Origin of the sequence: Micromonospora solifontis (assembly GCF_003725545.1) — a bacterium.
In the GTDB taxonomy this organism is placed as follows: Bacteria; Actinomycetota; Actinomycetes; order Mycobacteriales; family Micromonosporaceae; genus Micromonospora; species Micromonospora solifontis.
Genome location: NZ_RJLN01000050.1, coordinates 18,051 through 39,883, shown reverse-complemented (window position 1 = coordinate 39,883; position 21,833 = coordinate 18,051). Strand labels below are relative to the sequence as shown.

Genomic DNA, 21,833 nt, shown 5'->3' with positions numbered 1-21,833 from the left:
GCGGGCTCGGCCGGCAGGCCGAGGGCGGCCTCGGAGCCGAGCCGCTTGCGGAGCGTGTGGAGCGCCCGGGAGGTCTGGCTCTTCACCGTGCCCGGGGAGATCTCCAGCAGGGCGGCGGTCTGCGCCTCGGACATGTCCTCGTAGAAGCGGAGCACCAGCACGGCCCGCTGCCGGGCCGGAAGCGCCTGGAGGTGCCGCCAGAGGGCGTCCCGGTCGAGCTGCTGCTCGATCTCGTCCAGCCCGGCCCGCTCGGGCAGCACCTCGGTCGGCCGCTCACCGTGCCAGCGCCGCCGCCACCAGCTGGTCGAGGTGTTGACCAGGACCCGGCGGGCGTACGGCTCGATGGCCTCGATCCCGCCGAGCCGCTTCCACGCCAGGTAGGTCTTGGTCAGTGCGGTCTGGAGCAGGTCCTCGGCGGTCGCCCAGTCCCCGGCCAGCAGGTACGCGGTGCGCAGGAGCGCGCCGGAGCGGGCCGCCACGAACTCGCGGAACTCCTCCTCCAGCGGGTCCCTGCTCGCCACCGCTCACCTCCGCACCCCGTCCTGCCTGGCAGGGTGCCATGCCCGGACGGGTCGGGTCGACGGCAAATGGTGCGCAATCCCTCCGATGTTCGGACGGAAAGTTTCACGCCCCGTCGTCGGCCTTGGCCTCGTCGGCCTCCTTGCCCAACCGCGCCTCGACCGCCTGCGGCTCGTACATCTCCTCCACGACGCGCAGGTAGAGCTCGTTCGGGTTGGGCAGGTTCTTGATCTCGCGGAGCGCCTGCTCCTGGCCGGCGGACTCCAGCACGAAGGTGCCGTAGTTGAGCGCCCGGCCGGTCGGGGTCTGTTCGTACTTCATGTCGGTGACCCGGACCAGGGGCATCATCGCCACCCGCCGGGTGATGATCCCGTTGACCACCATCACCCGCTTGTTGGTGAGGATGAAGCGGTCGTACCACCAGTCGGCGACCCGCCAGGCGACCCAGCCCATCACGGCGAACCAGAGCAGCACCGCGACGGTGGTCAGCGCCCCGACGTCCCGCCCGGCGAGGAAGCCGGACAGGTAGCCGAGGACGAAGGTCGCGGCGATGCCCACGAGGATCGGGGTGGAGAGGTGGATCCAGTGCCGCTTCCACTCGCCCCGGTAACGCTCGGTGGGGAAGAGGTAACGGGCCACCAGCGAGCTGGGCTCGTCCTCCAGCGGCAGCACCCGGCGGGGCGCCATGCCCTGGGCGTCGACCCGCAGCCCGGCCAGCTCGTCCTCGGAGATCTGCGGCGGCTGGTAGCCGGCCTCCGGGTCACGGATCCAGGCGCGCCCCGAGCGCCCCTCGCCGGCGTAGCCGGGCCCGTCGCCGAAGGCGGCGTCGTCCGAAAGCGAGGGACCGTCGCCCAGGCCGGGACCGGCCCCGTAGCCGGGGCCGTCGTCGGGGCCGACCCGGGGGATGGGCTCGGTGTCCCGGCGCGACCAGTCCGGGTCGTCGGGGTCGAAGGGCGGACCGGAGGGGCTTCCCATCGGCGGCTAGGCGACCAGGCTCGTGAAGAAGTCGCCGAAGCCCTGAGCGATGTCCATGATGCCGCCACCGAGAGACTTGAACACGTCGGCGGCGGAGTTCGGCCGGTAGGCAACGAAGAAGATCAAGAATGCGATGCCGGCCCAGGTGAGGACCTTCTTGACCATAGCGGGCCATCCTCTCGCGCGGCGCCGGGTCCGTTTACCGCAGCGGCACCCAGAGTATCAGCATGGTGTCGTACAGTGAATATCTGCGTCCGTCCCTGATCCGCCGGTGCCGGCCGGTCAGGCCTGCCCGTGCAGGTACGGAGACGGTGCGCCGTACACGAGTTCGGGCGGTGTCCACTCGATGAGGTCGTGCAGCACGACTTCTTCCGCGAGGAGGTGACCCGCACTCGCCGGCCAGGCTATCGCATGCAGCCACATTCCCCGAGCCTCGCCGGCGTACGCACTTCGATCTGTCGGCGAATTCACGAGCCACAGTGGAGTCGGGTGACCGCCCACCCTGATCTTCGCGTGCGGCACCCGCTCCGGATGACCAGGCCCGGGGTCGGTGAGCGCCTCCTCGACCTGCGGTCCGGGATCGGGGCCGGGCAGTCCCGCGAAGCGGGAACCCAGCCCGACGCCCGGCTCCTCGGCGACGAAGAGCAGGTCGGCCGGTCCGCCGTCGAGCGGCGCCGGACCGGCGCAGGCGACCGCGGTGGCGCGGACCCCGCCCCGGTCGTCCCCGGCCCAGGCCACCCCGGTCAGGGTCCACCCGGTGGGCAACGGCCACGGGCACCAGAGCGGTACGCCCGCCGGGCCGCCGGTGGCGGCCACCCGGTCCACCACGCTCGCCACGATCTCGGCGCTGATGTGCTCCGGCACGTGCAGCGGCGGCACCGGGCCGCAGCGCAGGCACCGGGACTCGCCGTGCATCAGGTCCGGCTCCCGGACCGGACCCGCGCACCTGGGACAACTCACCGCGACACTCACGTCCCCACCGTCACCCGGCGCCACCCGGCCGTCAAGCGGAGCGGCCGGATCGGTGCCGTTCAGTCCGGCGGCGGACCCGCGTACGCGCGGATCCAGGCATGCATGGCGATGCCGCTGGCCACTCCGGCGTTGATGGAGCGGGTGGAGCCGTACTGGGCGATCGAGAAGAGCTGGTCGCAGGCGGCCCGGGCGGCCTCGGACAGGCCGGGCCCCTCCTGGCCGAAGAGGAGCGCGCACCGGCGGGGCAGGGTGCTGGTCTCCAGCGGCTTCGACCCGGGCAGGTTGTCGATGCCGACCACCGGCAGCCCCTGTTCCGCCGCCCAGGCGACGAACTCCTCGATGGTGGCATGGTGCCGGACGTGCTGGTAGCGGTCGGTGACCATGGCCCCGCGCCGGTTCCAGCGCCGCCGCCCGACGATGTGCACCCCGGCGGCGAGGAAGGCGTTGGCGTTGCGGACCACCGTGCCGATGTTGAAGTCGTGCTGCCAGTTCTCGATGGCCACGTGGAAGTCGTGCCGGCGCCGGTCCAGGTCCGCCACCACGGCCTCGCGCCGCCAGTAGCGGTACCGGTCCACCACGTTGCGCCGGTCGCCCTGGGCGAGCAGCTCCGGGTCGTACCGCGGGTCGTCCGGCGGGTCGCCGGGCCAGGGCCCCACCCCCACGTCGAGCTGGTCGTCGGTCACGGTCTCCAGAGGGTACGGCCCGGCCGGCCCCCGGGTCAGCGCAGGTCCAGCGCGCCGCCGAGCCGGTCGAGGAACCGCCGGTCGGCGGGGCTCGACCCGGCCTCGCCGGCCCGGCAGACCCGGGCCGCGACCGACTCCACCCACTGCCGGTACGCCGCCGAGTCGGCCGGGTCGGCGCGGCGGCGCAGCACCCGTACCGCCGCCCGGCACGCGGCGAGCAGGTCGACGACGTCGGTGAGGCGCTCGTCGCGGGTGGCGGCGCCGTCGTGCCGGGCGTAGATCGCGGAGACCACGGCGCGGACCAGGTCGCTGTCGAACCCCCGGCCGGCCGCCACCGCGTCGAGGCCGGCGAGCCCGGCGGCGACGCCGCGCGGCGGGCGGCCGGAACCCGGCGAGGCGGCGGCGACGAGGACCCGACCCGGCAGGTCGGTCAGCAGGTCCCACTCCGCCGGGGAGTATGCGGCGGTGGTCAAGGGTGCGGCGCGGCGGCCGGCGGAGGGCGGCTCTCCGGGTACGGAGCGCCTCATACCACCGCTCCGCTCCGCTCCGCGGCGCCGCGAGGCGCCGAAGCGCTGAGCCTGATGATTCGCTCGCTGCGCTCGCTCATCGGGGGACCTCCGGCGTCAGCATATGCCCCGGAAGGCGAAAAGGACCCCTACCCCGGGGAACGCCGGGGGGCGGCGTCCTTCTCGATACGCCAGTGGGTCAGCGCGGCTCGGGGAAGCTCGGCCGCTCCGGGTCCACGCCGTCGGGCACGGCGGCCGCCGCGTACTCCTTCTTGGGGACCATGACCTTGCGCCGGAAGACGCAGACCAGGGTCCCGTCCTGGTTGTAGCCACGGGTCTCCACGGCGACCACGCCGCGGTCCGGCTTCGAGGACGACTCCCGCTTGTCCAGCACCGTCGTCTCGCCGTAGATGGTGTCGCCGTGGAAGGTCGGGGCGACGTGCCGCAGCGACTCGATCTCGAGGTTGGCGATCGCCTTGCCGCTGACGTCGGGCACCGACATGCCGAGCAGCAGCGAGTAGATGTAGTTGCCGACCACCACGTTGCGCTTGAACTGGCTCGCCGACTCGGCGTAGTGGGCGTCCATGTGGAGCGGGTGGTGGTTCATGGTGAGCAGGCAGAAGAGGTGGTCGTCGTACTCGGTGACCGTCTTGCCCGGCCAGTGCCGGTAGACCGCGCCGACCTCGAACTCCTCGTAGTAGCGGCCGAACTGCATCCTTGTCCCCTTCGACGGGCGGCGATGGAGTTCGGCACAGCATGCCTTACCGCTTGTTAAGGCGACGACGGGGGCGCTGCTGGCGCGGAAATGTCACACGGGCCGACCCGGGGGGAGACGCAATGAGCGGCGGGGCCCTCCCCGGCACCCGCCGCCCACGCTCTGATGGGGAAGATTCTGCCTTACGGCAGCGCGAACCCGACAGAGACGGACGTCACATTTATCTTTTTGTTACATTACGCTCGGTAACTTTCGACCATGTGCCAAGCGATCTCTGCAGGTCGAATAGCCGCTTGTCAAGCGTCAAATTACCGATCCGTAGCGCTCGATCGCCGCGATCTCCCTGGAAACGCTCCCATCACGGCACGTCACGCATGTGCATGACGCATTTGCGTTCCGCAGTGCCTCGCGGACCGATTACCCTCGATACGTCCGACCGTGACCGTGGGGCTGCACAGCGTTTCGTCGCCGGTGTCCCGGGAATTCCTGGACATCCACCCTGGTTCGACGGGACGTAGAGGCAATCCGCGCTGATCGGAGAGTGCAATGGCAACGGTTGAGCTGACCACCGCCAACTTTGACGAGGTGACCGAGAAGGACGGGATCGTCCTGTTGGACTTCTGGGCCGACTGGTGCGGCCCGTGCAAGCGGTTCGGCCCGGTCTACGAGCGCTCGTCCGAGAAGCACCCGGGCATCACCTTCGGCAAGGTCGACACCGAGGCCCAGCAGGAGCTGGCCGTCAAGTTCAACATCAGTTCGATCCCGACGATCATGGCGATCAAGGACGGCGTGATCGTGTTCGCGCAGCCGGGCGCCCTGCCCGAGTCGGCGCTCGAGAACCTGATCGAGCAGGTGGAGAAGCTGGACATGGACGAGGTCCGCAAGCAGATGGCCGAGCAGGGCCACCAGCACTGAGCCACGCCGTACGCGCCGACGGCCGGGTCCCCGAACGGGGCCCGGCCATCGCCGTTTCCGGGGGTCCGCCGGTGGCGACACGGTCAGCAAGCCATGGACGACGGATGGACACCGCGAGGGGGCTTGGTCCCGTATCGTCCACACCCGATGGAGACCCTGACCACCCGCGGCCGCGCGATCCGGCTGGGTGCCACCGTGCTCGGGTTGGCGCTGCTCCTCGCCGGCACCGTCCGGGGCACCGATGACGACTTCCCGTTCGGCCCGTTCCGGATGTACTCCACCTCGGACCCGCCGGACGCGCCCGCGCCGGACACCCGGGTCGAAGGGGTGGACGGGACCGGGGCGGTGGTCCCGCTGGGCCAGGACGCCACCGGCATCCGCCGGGCCGAGATCGAGGGCCAGCAGTCCCGGTACGTCGCCGACCCCGCCCGGCTGCGGCAGGTCGCCGACGCGTACGCCGAGCGGCACCCGACCGCGCCCGCGCTGGTCGAGGTCCGCATCGTGATCCGCTGGTACGACATCCAGGGCGGTCGACCGACCGGCCGGTGGACCGACCGTACCGTCGTGGCCTGGCAGGCCACCCGGTGACCGGCTGGCTGACCGAGGCGGTGCCACGCGGACGGGTGGCCGCCTTCCGTACCCTCGTCTATCTCTTCGTCGCCGCGGACCTGGTGGTCTTCACCCCCTGGGTGCGCAGCCGGGTGGACGTGCCGGGCGAGCTCTACCAGCCGCTGCTGATCGGCCGGCTCCTCCCGCTGCCCACCCCCACCCCGGCGGTGGTCGGGGTGATCTTCTGGGTGCTGCTGGTCGTCGCCCTGCTCGCGGCGACCGGGCGGGCACCCCGGCTGCTCGGCTGGACGGTCTTCGCCCTCTACTTCGAGTGGATGATCGTCGCGATGAGCTACGGCAAGGTCGACCACGACCGGTTCGGGCTCCTCGTCGCGCTGGCCGTGCTGCCCACCGCCGGACGGGCCCGGCACGGCGATCCCACCCGCACGGAGGCCGGTGGCTGGGCGCTGCGGGTCACCCAGATCGCGGTGGTCTGCACGTACTTCCTGGCGGCGTGGGCCAAGTTCCGGTTCGGCGGGTTCGACTGGGCGACCGGCTCGGTGCTGGCCCGGGCGATCATCCGGCGCGGCACCGACCTGGCCGACCTGATCGCCCAAGTGCCGCACCTGCTGATCGTCGCCCAGTTCGGCATCCTCGCCTTCGAGCTGCTCAGCCCGCTGGTCTTCGTGGTGCCCGAGCGCTGGCGACCCGCCGCGGTGGGCTTTTTCTACTCGTTCCACCTGGTGACCATCGCGACGATCACGATCTCGTTCGCGCCACACCTGGTGGCGATGACCAGCTTCCTGCCGCTGGAGAAGGTCCGCCCGGTGCTCCGGGCCCGCCAGTTCCTCGCCCGCCGGTCCCGGCCCGACGGCGACCCCACCCCGACCGCGCCGGCCACCTCGCTCACCGTCCCCGACCCGGCCGTCGACCCCGCCCCCAGCGCCTAACCCCCATCCACCGTCCCGCCCTCCCGCTTCGGAGGTCCGCGCAGATTCACGGAAAGAGTGGCCATTCCGCCGTGGATGGCCACTCTTTCCGTGAATCAGGGGCCTGTGGTGCGGGCGCGCGACGCGGGCGCGCGGGTCAGGAGCCGGGGGTGGGGAGGCCGGTGGAGCCGTAGAGGCGCTCGCGGGCCTCCTGGGGCAGTGCGCAGGCGGCGGTGCCGCCGGGCATCCGGTGCCGGTTGCGGGCCACCCAGCGGTACGCCGGCCACGCCGCCGCCCGCACGGGCGGGAAGCGCAGGCCGGCGCCCGCCACCCGCCACAGCGGCGCGCTGGCCCCCAGCAGCCGGGCGATGGCGTCCGGGCCGGCGGCGCGGGAACCGTCGGCGCCCACCCACTGCACCGCCTCCTCGCACTCGGCCTCCGTCAGCCCGAGCGCCGCCAGGTCGGCGAACTGCCAGGGCACCACCCGGGCACCGGTGGGAATCCGGCGCTCGATGAACTGCGCGCAGCGGGTGCAGAACGCGCAGTCGCCGTCGTAGACGAAGGTCGACGTCTCCATGCCCCCATCCTGCACCCGGTGGGCGCGCTCCGGCGCCCGGTGTCCGGCGCGTCACTTGCACATCCTTCGTACACATGTTCGAATGAGGGTCATGCGCTGGGACAACCTCTCCGCTCCCCCGGACGAGGGGACTCCCGACGGGGGAGCGCCAGCGGCTCCACCCCTGCCGCTGGCGCTCCCCGGCGCGATCACCCGCACCTTCGACACCCCCGGCTTCGCCGGCATGACCTTCTACGAGGTGCAGGCGAAGTCGATCATCAACCGGGTGCCCGGCCAGTCCCGCGTCCCGTTCGAGTGGACGATCAACCCGTACCGCGGCTGCAGCCATGCGTGTGTCTATTGCCTCGCCGGTGACACGCCGGTGCTGATGGCGGACGGCCGCACGAGGCCGATCAGCGAGCTGACCCCGGGCGACCGGATCTACGGCACCGAGCGCAGCGGCGCCTACCGCCGGTACGTGGTGACCACCGTCCGCGACGTCTGGTCGACGGTGAAGCGGGCGTACCGGGTCACCCTGGCGGACGGCACCACCCTGGTCGCCAGTGGGGATCACCGGTTCCTGACCGAGCGCGGCTGGAAGTACGTCACCGGCGCGATGAGCGGCACCGGGAAGCGGCCGTACCTGACCACCCGGAACCGGTTGATCGGGACGGGCCGGTTCGCCACCGCGCCCAAGGAGTCGGCCGACTACCGCCGGGGCTACCTCTGCGGCGTGGTCCGCGGCGACGCGCAGCTCGGCAGCCGGTTCCGGCTGACCCTGGCCGACCAGGAGGCGGTCGACCGCACGCAGCGGTTCCTCGCCGAGGCCGGCGTCGAGATTGGGCGGTCCGCCGCCCCGACCGGCGGGAGGCGGCGGGCGACCACCAGCCCGGGTACGGCCCGGCAGCGGGACGTCGCGGCGATCGCCGAGCTGGTCCGCTGGCCGGACGAGCCGACGGACGACTGGCGGCTGGGCTTCCTCGCCGGCATCTTCGACGCCGGAGGGAGTTGCCGCCGGAGCATCTTCCGGATCAGCGGCGGCAGCGACGAGATCCTCGACCGGACGGCCGACGCCCTGCGCCACTTCGGCTTCTCCTGCGTCGTCGAGGCTCCCGGCCGGCCCAACCGGGTCGGCCAGGTCCGGCTGACCGGCGGCCTGCCCGAGCGGCTGCGGTTCTTCCACCTGACCGACCCGGCGGTCACCCGCAAGCGGTCCATCGAGGGGACCGCGCTGAAGTGCCCGGCCCGGCTCGGCGTGGTCAGGATCGAGGACCTCGGCCTGGAGCTGCCGCTGTGGGACATCACCACCGGCACCGGCGACTTCATCGCCAACGGCGTGGTCAGCCACAACTGCTTCGCCCGCAACACGCACACCTACCTCGACCTCGACGCCGGGGCGGACTTCGACCGCAAGGTGATCGTCAAGGTCAACGCGGGCGAGCTGGTCCGCCGCGAGCTGGCCGCCCCGCGCTGGCGCGGCGCGCACGTCGCGATGGGCACCAACGTGGACTGCTACCAGCGGGCGGAGGGCCGCTACCGGCTCATGCCGCCGATCATCGAGGCGCTGCGCGACTTCGCCAACCCGTTCTCGATCCTGACCAAGGGCACGCTGCTCCTGCGCGACCTGCCGCTGCTACGCCAGGCGGCCGAGGTGACCCGGGTCGGGCTGTCGTACTCAGTGGGCTTCGTCGACGAGGCGCTGTGGCGGGCGGTCGAGCCGGGCACGCCGAGCCCGCGTCGCCGGCTGGACGCGGTACGCCAGCTCACCGACGCCGGCTTCGAGGTGGGCGTGCTGATGGCGCCGGTCCTGCCCGGGCTCAGCGACGACGACGAGTCGATCGAGGCGACCGTGGCGGCGATCGCCTCGGCCGGGGCCAGCAGCGTCACTCCCCTGCCGCTGCACCTGCGCCCCGGCGCCCGCGAGTGGTACGCGCACTGGCTGGCCCGCGACTTCCCGCAACTGGTCCCCCGCTACCGGCAGCTCTACCGGTCCGGCGCGTACGTCCCGCAGGCGTACCAGCGGGAGGTGACCGCGCGGGTGCGGATGGCGGCCCGCCGGCACGGGCTGCACCGGGGCGAGGTCGGTGACAACCGGCGGCAGCCGGCCGCACCGCCCCCGCCGCCGGCCGAGCAACTCTCGCTGCTGTAGGGAGGCGCGCTGCTGTCCCGCACGCCGAAGGGCGGAGGCGGGGTTAGGCTCGGCAGATGCGTTCCGCCCAGCAGATCCTCGCCGACTCCGCCGTGATCGCCGTCGTGGGCGCCTCCCGCGATCCCGGCAAGGCCGCGCACCGGGTGCCGCTGGAGATGCAGCGCCACGGCTGGCGGATCATCCCGGTGAACCCGACGGTGGACGAGCTGTTCGGCGAGAAGGCGTACCCGTCGCTGACCGACATCCCGCACCCGGTGGACCTCGTGGACGTGTTCCGCCCGGCTCGGGACGCGGTGGAGGTGGTCCGGCAGGCGGTGGCGGTCGGTGCGCCGGCGGTGTGGTTGCAGCTCGGGATCGTCTCCGCCGAGGCGCGGCGGATCGCCGAGGAGGCGGGCGTCGACTACGTCGAGGACCGCTGCCTGATCATCGAGCGGGCGGCCGGCGGGCTCACCCGGCGCGGCTGAGCCCCGCCCGGCTTCCGGGTCGACGACCAGGCACGGCGGGGGCACCACCCCGGCTGTCCCGGCGCGGCGGCGGACCGTGGGCCGCCGGTGCCCTGCCTGACCAGCGAGCGGCCGACACTCAACCGGCGGGTTGCGCCGGCCCGCAGATCAGGTCGAGCTGGGCGTCCAGGGCGGCGAGCGCGGTCTCCGCCGGGTAGTGCCCGCCGAGCAGGTAGATGCCGAGTCCTTCCAGGACGGCGAGCAGGCCCACAGCGGCCCGGTCCGGGTCGACCCGGTGGTCAGCCGGCCGGCCGGTCTGGGCGGCGCGGATCTGGTCGGCGAGGAAGCCCAGCAGGGCGGCCGTCTCCCGGTGCAGCCCCGCGGCGACGTCGGGCCGCACCGCCGTGTAGGCCAGGAAGGCGAGCGCGACCCGGCCGTCGGCCCGGCGCGCCTCGTCGAGCGGCAGCAGCTCGACGAGCATGGTGCGCAGCAGCGTACGCGGGGCGGGGTGGTCGCCGAGCGCGGCGACCGCTCGGGTGACCCGGGCCTCGCCGTGCTCCCGCACGACGGCGAGGGCGAAGGTCATCATCTCGTCCTTGGTGCCGAAGTAGTGCTGCACCATCCCGGCGGACACTCCCGCCTCGGTCGCCACGTGCCGCAGGCTGACCGCCTCCAACCCGCGTTCGGCCGCCACCCGCATCAGGGCGTCGGCGATCAGCTTGCGGCGCTCGCCGTGGTCGACCCGCTTCGGCATGCCCCCATGCTTTCACAATGCGACTGCATTGACACCCGAGCGGCCCGCAGGATACGTTGCGACTGCATTGTAAAAACCGGAGCAGCGGGGGTGACCTGTGCGGAAGCGGAGTCCGGTCGAATTGCTACGGAGCGCGGTCCGGTACGAGATCGGCATGTGGCGCAGCCTCTACCGCTGGCTCCTGCGGCGGCCACCGACCACCGAGCCCGGGGGCGAGGTCTTCAGCTACGTCGGCGTGGTGCGGCCGATCCTGATCGCCTTCATCGTCCTGTCGGCGGTCGAGATTCCGATCTTCGACCTGATCCTCCGGCACACCCTGCCGTGGCCGTCGGTGCGGCAGGTCGTGCTGGCGCTCGGCATCTGGGGTCTGCTGTGGATGATCGGGCTCTTCGCCAGCCTGCGGGTCCACCCGCACGTCGCCGGCGCGGCCGGGCTGCGCGTCCGCAGCGGCTTCAACGTCGACTTCCTCGTGCCCTGGGCCGCCATCGCCACGGCCGGCGCCCGCTACCGGTCGCTGCCGTCCAGCCGATCCGTCCAGGTCGAGCACGACGAGTCCGGGGCGATCCTGCACGTCGGCGCCGCCAAGCAGACCAGCGTCGACCTGGTGTTGCGGGAGCCGCTCAAGGTGGGGCTCCGGCAGGGCGTCAGCGAGCCGGTGCGGGAAATCAGGATCTACGCCGACGACCCGTCGGCCCTGGTCGCCCGGGTCCGCCGCCACCTGCCCACACCGGCTCATTAGGAAGGGGCCCCGCGCCACCGAATGCGTTGACCCGGGACCCCTTCCTCACACCTCAGAGCTTGTACTCCTTGAGGAGGCCGCGGGAGATGATGGTCTTCTGGATCTCCGAGGTGCCCTCGCCGATCAGGAGGAACGGGGCCTCGCGCATCAGGCGCTCGATCTCGTACTCCTTGGAGTAGCCGTACCCGCCGTGGATGCGGAAGGCCTCCTGGACCACCTCGGCGCAGTACTCGGAGGCGAGCAGCTTGGCCATGCCGGCCTCGACGTCGTTGCGCTGGCCGGCGTCCTTCAGCCGGGCCGCGTTGACCATGAGGGCGTGCGCCGCCTCGATCTTCGTACCCATCTCGGCGAGCTTGAACGCGACGGCCTGGTGCTTGGCGAGCGGCTGGCCGAAGGTGCGGCGCTGCTGGGCGTACGCGACGGCCAGCTCGAACGCCCGGATCGAGATGCCGCAGGCGCGGGCCGCCACGTTGACCCGGCCGACCTCGATGCCGTCCATCATCTGGTAGAAGCCGCGGCCGACCTTCTCCTCGCCGCCGAGCACGGCGGAGGCCGGGACGGTGACGCCGTCGAGCACCATCTCGGTGGTCTCGACGCCCTTGTAGCCCATCTTGTCGATCTTGCCGGGGATGGTCAGGCCGGGCGCGGTCTCGCCGAAGCCGGGCTCCTTCTCCAGCAGGAAGGTGCTCATGTTGCCGTAGACCGAGTCGGCGCCGGTGTCGGTCTTGACCAGGGTGGCCACCACCGAGGAGTACGCCCCGTTGGTCAGCCACATCTTCTGGCCGTTGAGCACGTAGCTGTCGCCCGCACGGACGGCCCTGGACCCGATCGCCGCGACGTCCGAACCGCAACCCGGTTCTGACATGGAGAAGGCGCCGCGCACCTCGCCGGTGGCCATCCGGGGCAGCAGCCGGGCCTTCTGCTCGGCGGAGCCGTGCTGGGAGATCAGGTACGCCACGATGAAGTGGGTGTTCACGATGCCGGAGATCGACATCCAGCCCCGGGACAGCTCCTCGACCACCAGGGCGTAGGTCAGCAGGGACTCGCCCAGGCCGCCGTACTCCTCGTCGATGGTGAGGCCGAACAGCCCCATCTCGCGCATCCCGTCGAGGATGTCGGTGGGGTATTCGTCGGCGTGCTCCAGCCGCTGGGCGTGCGGGATGATCTCCTTGTCGGCGAACTCCCGGACGGTTTCCAGGATCGACCGCTGCACGTCGGTCAGGCCAGGCGTCTGGGCGAGTCGGGCCATCTCAGCCTCCGGGGGAATCGGCGCATTACTCGTGGGTAACTGAACGCTCGGTCAGTATCGACCCCGCGCCCGGCGAGGCCAAGGTGACCAGTCCACACAACCGCTGTGAAAAGGTTCACCGCTGCGGGTAGCGTCCGCAAGAGAGAGCGCCGTTGACCTGCGACGGAGGGCGAACGTGAGCCAACCACCCGGCGAGCCGGAGCAGCCACCGTCGCCGTACGAACCGCCGTCCTACGGCCAGCCGTACGGGGGCCAGTCGCAGCACCCGCAGTGGGGTCAGCAGCCGCCGCCGTACCCGCCGCAGCCCCCGTACGGTCAGTACGGGCCGCCCGGCGAGCCACCGCGACCGCGCGGGACCAACGTGCTGGCCGTCCTCTCCCTGGTCTTCGCCTTCGTCTTCGCCCCCGCCGGGATCGTCCTCGGTCACCTCGCCAAGCGGCAGATCCGGCAGACCGGCGAGGAGGGCGACCAGCTCGCCACCTGGGGCCTGATCCTCAGCTACGTGTTCACCGTCCTCGGGCTGCTCGCCTGCTGCGGCTGGATCGGCCTGGCCTGGTGGGCGAACTCCGACAACGGCAACTACCGCTGACCGTCAGCGGAACTCGGCCTCGCGCACGCTGTTGCCCCCGTCGACCACCAGCATCTGCCCGGTGATGTACGACGCGGCCGGCGAGCAGAGGAAGGCGATCGCCGCGGCCACCTCGTCCGGCGTGCCGGGACGACCGACCGGAGTGCCCAGGCCCTGCTTGATCTCGGCGGCGGTCGACGCGGCGGTGTAGATGGTGCCCGGCGCGACCGCGTTCACCGTCACACCGTCGGCGATCATCTCCATGGCCAGCGCCCGGGTCAGCCCCACCACACCCGCCTTCGCCGCCGCGTACGCGGCCTCGGTGGGCAGCGCGTTGACGGCGCCGGCGGTGGCCGCGAGGTTGACGATCCGACCCCAGCCCCGCTCGGCCATCCCGCCGATGAACGCGCGGCTGCACAGGAACGCCGTGCTCAGGTTGCGGTCGATCTCGCCACGCCACTCGTCGAAGCTGAGCTGGGCCACCGGCCGCAGCACCTCCGGGCTGGCCCGGCTCGCCAGCCCCGCGTTGTTGACCAGCACCTCCACGTCGCCCAACTGCTCGGCCACCGCGTCGGCGAGCGCGCCCACCTCGGACTCGTCGGTGAGGTCGGCGACGAAGCCGGTCATCCCCAGCTCCTCGGCGCGCTCGTGGATCCGCCGGGTGGTGGAGACAATCGCCACCCGGGCGCCCAGGTCGGCGAGGCGGCGCGCGGTGGCGTACCCGATGCCGTCCGGGCTGCCGGCGCCGGTGACCAGCGCCACCCGGCCGTCCAGCCGCATGGTCACCGGCTCGGCCAGCGGGGCCGGCTGGTCCTGGTCGGCGGACCCGGCCGGAAGGCCGCCCCGGCTGCGGCGCACCGTCCCCGGCCGGCTCACGTCCCGTCGCGACCGACCGCCGCGCGCGTCAAGTGCCATGCCGCGATCCTGCCCGTTGTGGACGTTGCGGGCAACGCGGCACCCGGAACGGCGGTCCGCCGGTTTGCGCGGCGCTGGCTACCCTGACGGCACCCGAAGAGCTACGGAGATGAGCAGATGAGCTATCCCCCGCCGTCCGGTGGCTGGCAGGACCCCTCCGCGCCCGGCCCGCAGTCGAGCCCGCCGGCCGACCCGACGCTGCCGATGGGCGGCAACCCGATCCCCACCCAGCCGACCTCGGCGGACCCGTACGCGCCCGCCGGTCCGTACGCCGGGATGCCGGCGGCCGACCCGTACGCCGCGCCGGCCTACCCGGCCGCGGGCGACCCGTACGCGGCGGGCGGCTACCCACCGCCGGCCTACCCGGCGTACGGCGCGCCGACGACCAAGACCAACGGGATGGCCATCGCCGCCCTGGCCCTGGCGTTGATCGGCATCACGTCGTGCATCACCGCCCCGATCGGCGCGATCCTCGGCCACGTGGCGCTGAAGCAGATCCGGGAACGCGGCGAGTCCGGTGAGGGCATGGCGAAGGCCGGCATCATCATCGGGTGGATCCTCACCGCGCTGATGATCCTGTTCATCGTGGCGGTCGTCATCGCCGCGATCGCCGACAGCAGCAACAGCTACTGACGCGCACGGGCCGCCCCGGACGACCGGGGCGGCCCGTGCCGCTCAATGCCGGAGGCTCACTCGGACGGCGGGGTGAAGGACGAGGTACGGCTCATCCCCGCCGCCCGGCCCTTGGCCGCGATCACCAGCGCCATCTTGCGGGACGCCTCGTCGATCATCTCGTCGCCGAGCATCACCGCGCCGAGCTTCCCGCCCGCCTCCGAGGTGTAGTAGTCGTACGCGTCGAGGATCAGCTCGGCGTGGTCGTAGTCGGCCTGGGCCGGGGAGTAGACCTCGTTGGCCGCGTCGATCTGGCCCGGGTGCAGCACCCACTTGCCGTCGAAGCCCAGCGCCGCCGAGCGCTTGGCCACCTCGCGGAACGCGTCCACGTCCCGGATCTGCAGGAACGGGCCGTCGATGGCCTGCTTGTCGTGCATCCGGGCGGCCATCAGGATCCGCATCAGGATGTAGTGGTAGGGGTCGCCCGGGTAGTCCGGGATCAGCGCGCCGACCACCAGCGACTTCATGTTGATCGAGGCCATGAAGTCGGCCGGGCCGAAGATGATCGTCTCGACCCGGGGGGAGGCCGCCGCGATGGCGTCCACGTTGACCAGGCCGGCGGCGTTCTCGATCTGCGCCTCGATGCCGATCCGGCCGACCTCCAGGCCGAGGGTCTTCTCGATCTGGGTGAGCAGCAGGTCCAGCCAGTGCACCTGCTCGGCGTTCTGCACCTTGGGCAGCATGATGCAGTCCAGGTTGGCCCCGGCACCCTCGACGACCTCGATCACGTCTCGGTACGTCCACGGCGTGGTCAGGTCGTTGACCCGGACCACCCGGGTCTTGCCGGTCCAGTCGCCCTCGTTCAGCGCGGCGACGATGTTCTTCCGGGCGTCCGGCTTGGCCAGCGGGGCGACGGCGTCCTCCAGGTCGAGGAAGACCTGGTCGGCGGGGAGGCCCTGAGCCTTGCCGAGCATCTTGACGCTGGAACCGGGTACCGCGAGGCAGGACCGGCGGGGGCGACCGACAGCGGCCATGGATGCGCTCCTTCCAGCGTCCGGCGGGCGCCGACGCCATGAATTCGAGAAATCGAGAACTTAACGATCCCAAAGGGCGTTGTGACGCCACGGTAACCTCGTGCCGTGACCGGGGTGAATGGACCTGTGGAAGATCTCACTGAGCGTCGGATCGTGGTGGTGACCGGGGCCAGCTCGGGCATCGGGCTGGCCGCCGCGGTGGACCTGGCCACCCGTGGCGACCAGGTGGTCCTGGTCGGGCGGGACCCGGCGCGGCTGCAGGCCGCCGGGGACCGGGTCCGCGACGCCGGCGGCGAGCGCCCGGAACTCTTCCGGGCCGACTTCGCGGTGCTGGACGACGTCCGCCGGCTGGCCGAGAAGCTGCGCGCCGCGTACGACCGGATCGACGTGCTCGCCAACAACGCCGGCGCGATCGTGCTCCAGCCGGTCACCACCGTCGACGGCTTCGAGCTGAGCATCCAGGCCAACCATCTCGCCCCGTTCCTGCTCAGCAACCTGCTGCGGGACCAGATCGGCCGGATGGTGGTGACCGCCTCCGGCGCCCACCGCAGCGGCGCCCTGGACCCGGACGACCTGAACGCCACCCTGCGCGACTTCCGGCCGTACCGGGCGTACGGCACCAGCAAGCAGGCCAACATCCTGTTCACCGCCGAGGCGGCCCGGCGCTGGCCGGACGTGCCGGCGTACGCGTTCCACCCCGGGGTGGTGCGCACCCGGTTCGGGGCGGACAGCCCGCTGGTCTCGCTCGGCATGCGACTGCTGCCCTTCCGTAGCCCGGAGAAGGGCGCGGAGACGCTCACCTGGCTGGCCAACCAGGACCCGTCCCGGCTGATCTCCGGCGGCTACTACTACGACCGGCGGCCCCGCCGGCCCCTGGCCAAGGCCCGGGACCCGCAGCTCGCCGCCCGGCTCTGGACCGCCAGCGCGCAGGCCGTGGGCATCGAGGCCTGAGCAGTTTCCGGTACCCCGCACAGAGCGCTCCGTTGGGATACTCCAGCGCATGACGGATCACCACGACCCCGGCCCGGACGGAATCCTGCTGGTCGCGCTGGTCGACCTGAGCGCCGACCCCGAGGAGGGCCGGCGGTACGAGGACGCCGTGCTCGCCCTGCTCGGACGGCACGGCGGGCGGTTGGAGCGGCGGCTGCGTACCGGAAACGGACGGACCGAGGTGCACGTGATCCGGTTCGGCGGGCGGGCCGGCTACGAGGCGTTCCTGGCCGAACCGGAGCGGGCCGCGCTCCGCGCCGGGCTGGGTGACGCCGCCCCCACCACCCAGGTGCTCGAGGTCCGCGACGTCTGACCGGCTCGTACTCCTCACTTCAGCACGCGGGGACGGGAAGAACAAGACTTGATCTTGGTGCTCCGGCCACCCAGGGTCGAGGCATGAACTTCGATCCCCTGACCACCGCCCGCCGGGCGCTCTGGATCGGCGGCGCGCAGTGGGCCGGCAAGACCACCCTCGCCGTCACCCTGGCGCTGCGGTACGGGCTCACCGCGTACCTGTACGACCGGCACGACGCCCGGGGGCACGACGACCGGCGGGTCGCGGACCGGGTCCGCCGGGGCGAGCCGCCCGGCGGGCCCGACGCGGAGGCCACCTGGGTGGCGACCGACCCGGACCGCATGGCGGCCGAGACGCTGGCCGGGTTCCCGCGCCGGTTCGAGTGGGTGCTGGACGACCTCAGCGCGCTGGTCACCGCCCGGCGGGTGATCGTCGAGGGGTGGGGGCTGCGGCCGGAACTGGTCGCCCCGCTCGTCGGGTCGACGCGGCAGATGGTGGTGCTCGTGCCGACGCCGGAGTTCCGCGCGTACCAGATGGGACGGCTGGCCCGGGCGACCGCCCGGCACCCCGGGGTGAGCGATCCGCAACGGGCCTGGCGCAACCGGATCGCGCGCGACGAGTTGGTCGCGGCCGACGCCGTGGCGCACGCCCGCGAGCTGGGAATCCGGGTGATCGAGGTGGACGGGAGCCGGGACGCCGAGGCCGTCGCCGGGCTGGTGGCCGAGCACTTCGCGGCGTATCTCTGACGCTCAGCCGGACACGTGCACCGGGATGCTGGTGACCACCACCCCGGGCAGGGCCCGCAGCGCGGCCCGGAGCCGCTGCTCGGCCCGGCTGTGCAGCAGCCGGTGCCGGCGGCGGCGCAGCACCACCTCGGGCACGATGACGGTCAGCGTCAGGTCCGGCCGCGCGGCGTGCAGCGCCTCCAGGTAGTGCGCCAGCGGCCCGATCACCGACCGGTACGGCGACACCACCGTCTCCAGCCGCAGGTGGTCACCCCAGGCGCACCACTGTTCCCGGAACCGGTCCGCCTCGGCCTCCTCGGGCGCGATGTGCACGGCCAGCGTCGGCTGGCCCAGCGACGCCGCGTACGCCAGGGCGCGCAGCGAGGCGCGGTTCAGCCGGGCCACCGGCACCACGACCAGGTGGCGTACCTCCTGGGGCAGTTCCTCGCCCTCGGCGGACCCGGCGGGGGCGGGCGGCGCGGCGGCCGGCGTGCGTCCGGCGGCCGGGGGCGGATGCAGCGCCAGCGCGCGGTGCAGCGTGGCGTAGTGCCGGTGGATCCGGCGGAAGAGCAGCACCAGCAGCGGCACCGCGACCACCACCACCCAGGCGCCCTCGGCGAACTTGGCCACCGCGGCGGTCAGCAGCACCAGCCCGGAGAGGGTGGCGCCGACCGCGTTGAGCACCAGCCGACGGCGCCAGCCCGGCCCCCGGTGCCGCCGCCAGTGCACCACCATGCCGCTCTGCGACAGCGTGAAGGCGAGGAACACGCCGACCGCGTAGAGCGGGATCAGCGCCTCGGTGCGCCCGCCGAACACGAGGAAGATGACGGTCGCCGCCCCGGCCAGCGCGACCAGGCCGTCGCTGAACGCCAGCCGGTCCCCCATGTGCAGGAAGCGGCGGGGCGCGTGGCCGTCCCGGGCCATGAAGAAGAGCAACCGGGGGAAGTCGTTGAACGCGGTGTTCGCCGCCAGCAGCAGGATCAGCGCGGTGGTGGCCTGAAGGAGCGCGTACCAGGGGCCGGTCGGAAAGGTGACCCGGCCGAGCTGGGACAGGATCGTCTCGCCCGGGCGGGGCACCAGACCGTCCAGGTGGATCAGCGCGACCAGGCCGGCGAAGAGCGCCACCAGCATGGCGACCATCCAGCCCAGCGTGGTGCGGGCGTTGCGCCACTCGGTGGGGCGGAACGCCGGCACCGCGTTGGACACCGCCTCGATGCCGGTCATCGACACCGCGCCGGAGGAGAACGCCCGCAGCACCAGCAGCAGGCCGAGCCCCTCGGCGGCCGGCACCGCCGGCGGCGGCACCGCCGCGAAGCCCCGGCCCGCCGCCCGCGCGTAGCCCACCACCAGCACCGCGAGGATCGCCGCCACGAAGGCGTACGTGGGCAGCACGAAGATGTTGCCGGCGGTCCGCACTCCGCGCAGGTTCCCGGCGAGCAGCACGGCGATCACCAGCACGCCGAACGGGACGGTGGCCGGCGCGAGGCCGGGCAGCGCCGAGGTGACGGCGTGCACGCCGGCCGCCACCGACACCGACACGGTCAGCACGTAGTCGAGCATCAGCCCGGCCGCCGCGGCCAGCCCCGCGGTCCGGCCCAGGTTGTCCCCGGCCACGAGGTACGAGCCGGCGCCGTGCGGGTACGCCGGGATGGTCTGCCGGTACGACAGCCCCACCGCGACCATCAGTACCACCAGCAGGGCGGCCAGCGGCAGGGCGAGACCGAGCGCCGAACTGCCGGCCAGCACCAGCACGGTCAGCATCGCCTCCGGCCCGTACGCCACCGAGCTGAGCAGGTCGGAGGAGAGGATCGGCAGGGCGACCAGCTTGCGCATCCGCTCGTACAGGACGGCGGCGCTGGACAGCGGCGGGCCGACCAGCGCGCGGCGGAGCCGGGTGACCATCCGGCCGGCCCGGCTGCCGGGCAGGCGGGCCGGCGCGGTCGCGACCAGTTCGTCCGGCTGCTCGACGGTGAACATCTCGATCGGCGCCAGCCGGCCGAACCGGGTCGGCGCCGGACGACGCCGGTTCCGGCCCAGCGTCGGGTCGATCGGCAGGTCGTCGGGGCGGCGGGGGGCGTGCCAGCGCTCCCCGATCCGCCCGAGGGCGGCCCGCTCCTCGGGGCCGAGCGGCGGGAACTCGGCCGAGGGCGTGACGACGGTGCCGCGCTCGGCCGCGTCGTCACCCCGCTGGTTCGCCTCCGCCCCCACCCTCCGCACTCTCACCGATGGCGGCGGCCCGGGGCCGTACTTTGCGGAAAAGCGGGTCAGTCGCCCAGCGGCGCCGGGTCGGCGGGCACGGCCACCGGCTCGGTGCGGCGGCCGGCGCGGGCGCCACCCAGGATGACCACCGCGACGCCGGCCAGCAGCAGGGCCAGCCCGGGCAGGGCGAGGGTACGGGGCAGTTGACCGAGCCAGCCCCAGGCGATCAGGGCCGCCCCGGGCGCCTCCAGCAGGATCAGCACGCTGACCGTCGTGGCGGAGACGCGGTGCAGGGCGTAGTTGAACATCGAGTGGCCGAGCAGCTGGGCGCCGGCCACCAGGCCGAGGATCGCCAGCCAGGTGCCCGGGTCGTAGCCGTGCAGGTCGACCCCGCCGAACAGGCAGACCACCAGCAGGACCGCCGCACAGACCCCGTAGCAGATGGTGGTGTAGGTGGTGGTGCTGATGGTGGCCCTGGCCCGCTCGCCGAAGGCGGTGTAGACGGCCGCGAACATGCCGCCGGCCACGGCGAGCAGGTCACCGGCGAAGGCCCGGCTGGAGACGCTGAAGTCGGCGCCGGTGGCCAGGGCCGCCCCGACCACGGCGAGCGCGATACCGGCCCAGACCGCCAACGGCAGCCGCCGGCCCTGCCAGCGGGCGATCAACCCCTGCCAGACCGGCTGGGTGGCGACCAGCGCGGTGGCCGCGGCGACCGTGGTGAGCCGCACGCTCGGCATCCAGGTGGCGAAGTGCGCGGCCAGCGCCAGCCCGGACAGCACGCAGTACAGCCCCTCCCGCCGGCCCGCGCCCACGGTCAGCGCACGGAACTCCGCCCGGCGGCGGGCCAGCGAGTACGGACCGAGCACGGCGATCGAGAGCGTGTTGCGCCAGAAGGCGATGGCGAGGGCCGGCGCGGCGGCGAAGGCGACGAGCGGGGCCGACGAGGAGACGGCGGCGACGGCCAGCGCGAGCGCGCCTACGGTCGGCGGGTCGAGTGGCCGGTGCGGGGTGGACGACACGGAGAGCAATCCTCACACGCCGAGGGGGACAGCACGGAACGTCAGCTGCCGGTTACGATCATGCGCGTCCCGGCGACCCTCCCCTCGACGTCCGGAGGCACTCCCCCATGCCCAGGTTCCAGGCGGTCCTGTTCGACTTCTTCGGCACGCTGACCCGCTGCGTCCAGCGGGGCTCCGCCCACCGCGCCACCGCCGAGCTGCTCGGCTGCCCGCCCGAGACGCTGACCGCGGTGCTCGACCGCACCTACTACCAACGCGCCAGCGGCCGGCTGGGCAACGCCGAGGCGACCCTGCGGTGGGTCTGTGAGCAGGCCGGGGTGCACCCCTCCGACGGGGCGGTACGCTCCGCCGTCGCCTCCCGTCACCGGGCCGTCCGCGCCGACACCCGGCTGCGCGATGAGGCGGTGCCGGTGCTGGCCGCGCTGCGCCAGCGGGGCGTACGCACCGGGCTGATCAGCGACTGCACGCACGAGCTGCCGGCGTTCCTGCCCCAGCTCGCGGTCGCGCCGCTGCTCGACGTCCGGGTCTTCTCGGTGCAGGTGGGACGCTGCAAGCCGGACCCGGCGCTCTACCTGGCCGCCTGCCGGCGCCTCGACCTCGCCCCCGCTGACTGCCTCTACGTCGGCGACGGCGGCAGCCAGGAGCTGACCGGCGCGGAACGGGCCGGCATGACGGCGGTCCGGCTGGCCGCGCCGGACCTGACGGACCACATGGTGTTCAACGCGGACCGGTCCTGGCATGGCCCGCTGCTGGCTTCACTGGCCGGGGTGCTCGATCTGGTCGACCCGGTCGCCGCACCGCTCGCCGTCGGGTGATCCGGCCC

General features: G+C 72.9%; 26 protein-coding genes. 12 read left to right on the top strand and 14 right to left on the bottom strand.

Annotated features, from left to right (window positions below; all coding sequences use genetic code 11):
- From EFE23_RS17895 to EFE23_RS17870, 7 genes are all read right to left on the bottom strand, one after another.
- A partial coding sequence (locus tag EFE23_RS17895) for a SigE family RNA polymerase sigma factor (protein ID WP_148058468.1) occupies positions 1-521 on the bottom strand: 521 nt, incomplete at its 3' end.
- A 103-nt stretch (positions 522-624) separates the two neighbouring features.
- The gene (locus EFE23_RS17890) at positions 625-1,494 is read right to left on the bottom strand and encodes a PH domain-containing protein (protein ID WP_123242083.1); all 870 of its coding nucleotides are present in this window, start codon (positions 1,492-1,494) and stop codon (positions 625-627) included.
- 6 nt (positions 1,495-1,500) lie between these two features.
- On the bottom strand, positions 1,501-1,659 hold the full coding sequence (locus EFE23_RS28560; protein ID WP_007455302.1) for a hypothetical protein: 159 nt from the start codon (positions 1,657-1,659) through the stop codon (positions 1,501-1,503).
- A gap of 117 nt (positions 1,660-1,776) precedes the next feature.
- On the bottom strand, positions 1,777-2,466 hold the full coding sequence (locus EFE23_RS17885) for a DUF6758 family protein (protein WP_309226216.1): 690 nt from the start codon (positions 2,464-2,466) through the stop codon (positions 1,777-1,779).
- Between the two features lie 59 nt (positions 2,467-2,525).
- Positions 2,526-3,149, bottom strand: coding sequence for a TrmH family RNA methyltransferase (locus tag EFE23_RS17880; RefSeq protein WP_123242081.1), 624 nt, complete (start codon positions 3,147-3,149; stop codon positions 2,526-2,528).
- Positions 3,150-3,184: 35 nt separating this feature from the next.
- The gene (locus tag EFE23_RS17875) at positions 3,185-3,676 is read right to left on the bottom strand and encodes a hypothetical protein (protein WP_123242080.1); all 492 of its coding nucleotides are present in this window, start codon (positions 3,674-3,676) and stop codon (positions 3,185-3,187) included.
- A 178-nt stretch (positions 3,677-3,854) separates the two neighbouring features.
- Positions 3,855-4,370, bottom strand: coding sequence for a MaoC family dehydratase (locus tag EFE23_RS17870; RefSeq protein WP_109943576.1), 516 nt, complete (start codon positions 4,368-4,370; stop codon positions 3,855-3,857).
- A gap of 546 nt (positions 4,371-4,916) precedes the next feature.
- Here EFE23_RS17870 and trxA point away from each other — a divergent pair.
- The 3 genes from trxA (at position 4,917) to EFE23_RS17855 (ending at position 6,784) form a co-directional block, all read left to right on the top strand.
- A complete protein-coding gene (trxA, locus tag EFE23_RS17865) occupies positions 4,917-5,285 on the top strand; it encodes a thioredoxin (RefSeq protein WP_123242079.1) in 369 nt (122 codons plus the stop codon).
- A 147-nt stretch (positions 5,286-5,432) separates the two neighbouring features.
- The gene (locus EFE23_RS17860) at positions 5,433-5,873 is read left to right on the top strand and encodes a hypothetical protein (RefSeq protein WP_123242078.1); all 441 of its coding nucleotides are present in this window, start codon (positions 5,433-5,435) and stop codon (positions 5,871-5,873) included.
- The gene (locus EFE23_RS17855) at positions 5,870-6,784 is read left to right on the top strand and encodes an HTTM domain-containing protein (RefSeq protein WP_123242077.1); all 915 of its coding nucleotides are present in this window, start codon (positions 5,870-5,872) and stop codon (positions 6,782-6,784) included. The genes EFE23_RS17860 and EFE23_RS17855 overlap by 4 nt, the downstream gene beginning before the upstream one ends.
- Positions 6,785-6,920: 136 nt before the next feature.
- Here the strand turns inward: EFE23_RS17855 and EFE23_RS17850 are convergent, their stop codons facing one another.
- Positions 6,921-7,340 (bottom strand): thiol-disulfide oxidoreductase DCC family protein, encoded by a 420-nt coding sequence (locus tag EFE23_RS17850; protein WP_123242076.1) that lies wholly within the window; start codon positions 7,338-7,340, stop codon positions 6,921-6,923.
- On the opposite strand from EFE23_RS17850, the gene EFE23_RS17845 reads away from it, so the two are divergent.
- Both EFE23_RS17845 and EFE23_RS17840 read left to right on the top strand, forming a co-directional pair.
- A complete protein-coding gene (locus EFE23_RS17845; protein ID WP_309226213.1) occupies positions 7,339-9,468 on the top strand; it encodes an intein-containing Rv2578c family radical SAM protein in 2,130 nt (709 codons plus the stop codon). The genes EFE23_RS17850 and EFE23_RS17845 overlap by 2 nt on opposite strands.
- Before the next feature lie 56 nt (positions 9,469-9,524).
- Positions 9,525-9,932, top strand: a complete 408-nt coding sequence (locus tag EFE23_RS17840; RefSeq protein ID WP_123242074.1) for a CoA-binding protein — start codon at positions 9,525-9,527, stop codon at positions 9,930-9,932.
- A 118-nt stretch (positions 9,933-10,050) separates the two neighbouring features.
- Here EFE23_RS17840 and EFE23_RS17835 read toward each other — a convergent pair whose 3' ends face one another.
- Positions 10,051-10,665 (bottom strand): TetR/AcrR family transcriptional regulator, encoded by a 615-nt coding sequence (locus EFE23_RS17835; protein WP_123242073.1) that lies wholly within the window; start codon positions 10,663-10,665, stop codon positions 10,051-10,053.
- 97 nt (positions 10,666-10,762) lie between these two features.
- On the opposite strand from EFE23_RS17835, the gene EFE23_RS17830 reads away from it, so the two are divergent.
- The gene (locus EFE23_RS17830) at positions 10,763-11,404 is read left to right on the top strand and encodes a hypothetical protein (protein WP_233601042.1); all 642 of its coding nucleotides are present in this window, start codon (positions 10,763-10,765) and stop codon (positions 11,402-11,404) included.
- Positions 11,405-11,456: 52 nt separating this feature from the next.
- Here the strand turns inward: EFE23_RS17830 and EFE23_RS17825 are convergent, their stop codons facing one another.
- Positions 11,457-12,653 carry an acyl-CoA dehydrogenase family protein gene (locus EFE23_RS17825; protein WP_123242072.1) on the bottom strand — a complete coding sequence of 399 codons (1,197 nt, stop codon included), beginning with the start codon at positions 12,651-12,653 and terminating at the stop codon, positions 11,457-11,459.
- 175 nt (positions 12,654-12,828) lie between these two features.
- Between EFE23_RS17825 and EFE23_RS17820 the strand changes: the two genes are divergently transcribed.
- Positions 12,829-13,242, top strand: a complete 414-nt coding sequence (locus tag EFE23_RS17820) for a DUF4190 domain-containing protein (RefSeq protein WP_123242071.1) — start codon at positions 12,829-12,831, stop codon at positions 13,240-13,242.
- 3 nt (positions 13,243-13,245) lie between these two features.
- Here EFE23_RS17820 and EFE23_RS17815 read toward each other — a convergent pair whose 3' ends face one another.
- A complete protein-coding gene (locus tag EFE23_RS17815; RefSeq protein ID WP_123242070.1) occupies positions 13,246-14,136 on the bottom strand; it encodes an SDR family NAD(P)-dependent oxidoreductase in 891 nt (296 codons plus the stop codon).
- Between the two features lie 117 nt (positions 14,137-14,253).
- Here EFE23_RS17815 and EFE23_RS17810 point away from each other — a divergent pair, with 117 nt between their 5' ends.
- Positions 14,254-14,769, top strand: a complete 516-nt coding sequence (locus tag EFE23_RS17810) for a DUF4190 domain-containing protein (RefSeq protein WP_123242069.1) — start codon at positions 14,254-14,256, stop codon at positions 14,767-14,769.
- 56 nt (positions 14,770-14,825) lie between these two features.
- Here the strand turns inward: EFE23_RS17810 and EFE23_RS17805 are convergent, their stop codons facing one another.
- Complete coding sequence (locus EFE23_RS17805) at positions 14,826-15,782, bottom strand: HpcH/HpaI aldolase/citrate lyase family protein (RefSeq protein WP_123242068.1); 957 nt, start codon at positions 15,780-15,782, stop codon at positions 14,826-14,828.
- Positions 15,783-15,908: 126 nt separating this feature from the next.
- On the opposite strand from EFE23_RS17805, the gene EFE23_RS17800 reads away from it, so the two are divergent.
- The 3 genes from EFE23_RS17800 (at position 15,909) to EFE23_RS28990 (ending at position 17,813) form a co-directional block, all read left to right on the top strand.
- Positions 15,909-16,733 (top strand): SDR family NAD(P)-dependent oxidoreductase, encoded by an 825-nt coding sequence (locus EFE23_RS17800; RefSeq protein ID WP_123242067.1) that lies wholly within the window; start codon positions 15,909-15,911, stop codon positions 16,731-16,733.
- A gap of 49 nt (positions 16,734-16,782) precedes the next feature.
- A complete protein-coding gene (locus tag EFE23_RS17795) occupies positions 16,783-17,085 on the top strand; it encodes a hypothetical protein (RefSeq protein WP_123242066.1) in 303 nt (100 codons plus the stop codon).
- Between the two features lie 83 nt (positions 17,086-17,168).
- Positions 17,169-17,813, top strand: a complete 645-nt coding sequence (locus EFE23_RS28990) for a hypothetical protein (protein WP_123242065.1) — start codon at positions 17,169-17,171, stop codon at positions 17,811-17,813.
- Between the two features lie 3 nt (positions 17,814-17,816).
- Here EFE23_RS28990 and EFE23_RS17785 read toward each other — a convergent pair whose 3' ends face one another.
- Together EFE23_RS17785 and EFE23_RS17780 are read right to left on the bottom strand one after the other, a co-directional pair.
- Complete coding sequence (locus EFE23_RS17785; RefSeq protein WP_233601041.1) at positions 17,817-20,000, bottom strand: APC family permease; 2,184 nt, start codon at positions 19,998-20,000, stop codon at positions 17,817-17,819.
- A 56-nt stretch (positions 20,001-20,056) separates the two neighbouring features.
- Positions 20,057-21,019, bottom strand: a complete 963-nt coding sequence (locus EFE23_RS17780) for a DMT family transporter (protein ID WP_204334803.1) — start codon at positions 21,017-21,019, stop codon at positions 20,057-20,059.
- A 98-nt stretch (positions 21,020-21,117) separates the two neighbouring features.
- Here EFE23_RS17780 and EFE23_RS17775 point away from each other — a divergent pair, with 98 nt between their 5' ends.
- Positions 21,118-21,825 (top strand): HAD family hydrolase, encoded by a 708-nt coding sequence (locus EFE23_RS17775; protein ID WP_123242062.1) that lies wholly within the window; start codon positions 21,118-21,120, stop codon positions 21,823-21,825.
- Positions 21,826-21,833 lie beyond the last annotated feature (8 nt).

Coding starts and splice junctions, on each gene's coding strand:
- EFE23_RS17890 (WP_123242083.1), bottom strand. CDS start 1,494: ATGGGAAGCCCCTCCGGTCCGCCCTTCGACCCCGACGACCCGGACTGG.
- EFE23_RS28560 (WP_007455302.1), bottom strand. CDS start 1,659: ATGGTCAAGAAGGTCCTCACCTGGGCCGGCATCGCATTCTTGATCTTC.
- EFE23_RS17875 (WP_123242080.1), bottom strand. CDS start 3,676: ATGAGGCGCTCCGTACCCGGAGAGCCGCCCTCCGCCGGCCGCCGCGCC.
- EFE23_RS17870 (WP_109943576.1), bottom strand. CDS start 4,370: ATGCAGTTCGGCCGCTACTACGAGGAGTTCGAGGTCGGCGCGGTCTAC.
- trxA (WP_123242079.1), top strand. CDS start 4,917: ATGGCAACGGTTGAGCTGACCACCGCCAACTTTGACGAGGTGACCGAG.
- EFE23_RS17860 (WP_123242078.1), top strand. CDS start 5,433: ATGGAGACCCTGACCACCCGCGGCCGCGCGATCCGGCTGGGTGCCACC.
- EFE23_RS17845 (WP_309226213.1), top strand. CDS start 7,339: ATGCCCCCATCCTGCACCCGGTGGGCGCGCTCCGGCGCCCGGTGTCCG.
- EFE23_RS17850 (WP_123242076.1), bottom strand. CDS start 7,340: ATGGAGACGTCGACCTTCGTCTACGACGGCGACTGCGCGTTCTGCACC.
- EFE23_RS17840 (WP_123242074.1), top strand. CDS start 9,525: ATGCGTTCCGCCCAGCAGATCCTCGCCGACTCCGCCGTGATCGCCGTC.
- EFE23_RS17835 (WP_123242073.1), bottom strand. CDS start 10,665: ATGCCGAAGCGGGTCGACCACGGCGAGCGCCGCAAGCTGATCGCCGAC.
- EFE23_RS17825 (WP_123242072.1), bottom strand. CDS start 12,653: ATGGCCCGACTCGCCCAGACGCCTGGCCTGACCGACGTGCAGCGGTCG.
- EFE23_RS17815 (WP_123242070.1), bottom strand. CDS start 14,136: ATGGCACTTGACGCGCGCGGCGGTCGGTCGCGACGGGACGTGAGCCGG.
- EFE23_RS17810 (WP_123242069.1), top strand. CDS start 14,254: ATGAGCTATCCCCCGCCGTCCGGTGGCTGGCAGGACCCCTCCGCGCCC.
- EFE23_RS17805 (WP_123242068.1), bottom strand. CDS start 15,782: ATGGCCGCTGTCGGTCGCCCCCGCCGGTCCTGCCTCGCGGTACCCGGT.
- EFE23_RS17795 (WP_123242066.1), top strand. CDS start 16,783: ATGACGGATCACCACGACCCCGGCCCGGACGGAATCCTGCTGGTCGCG.
- EFE23_RS28990 (WP_123242065.1), top strand. CDS start 17,169: ATGAACTTCGATCCCCTGACCACCGCCCGCCGGGCGCTCTGGATCGGC.
- EFE23_RS17775 (WP_123242062.1), top strand. CDS start 21,118: ATGCCCAGGTTCCAGGCGGTCCTGTTCGACTTCTTCGGCACGCTGACC.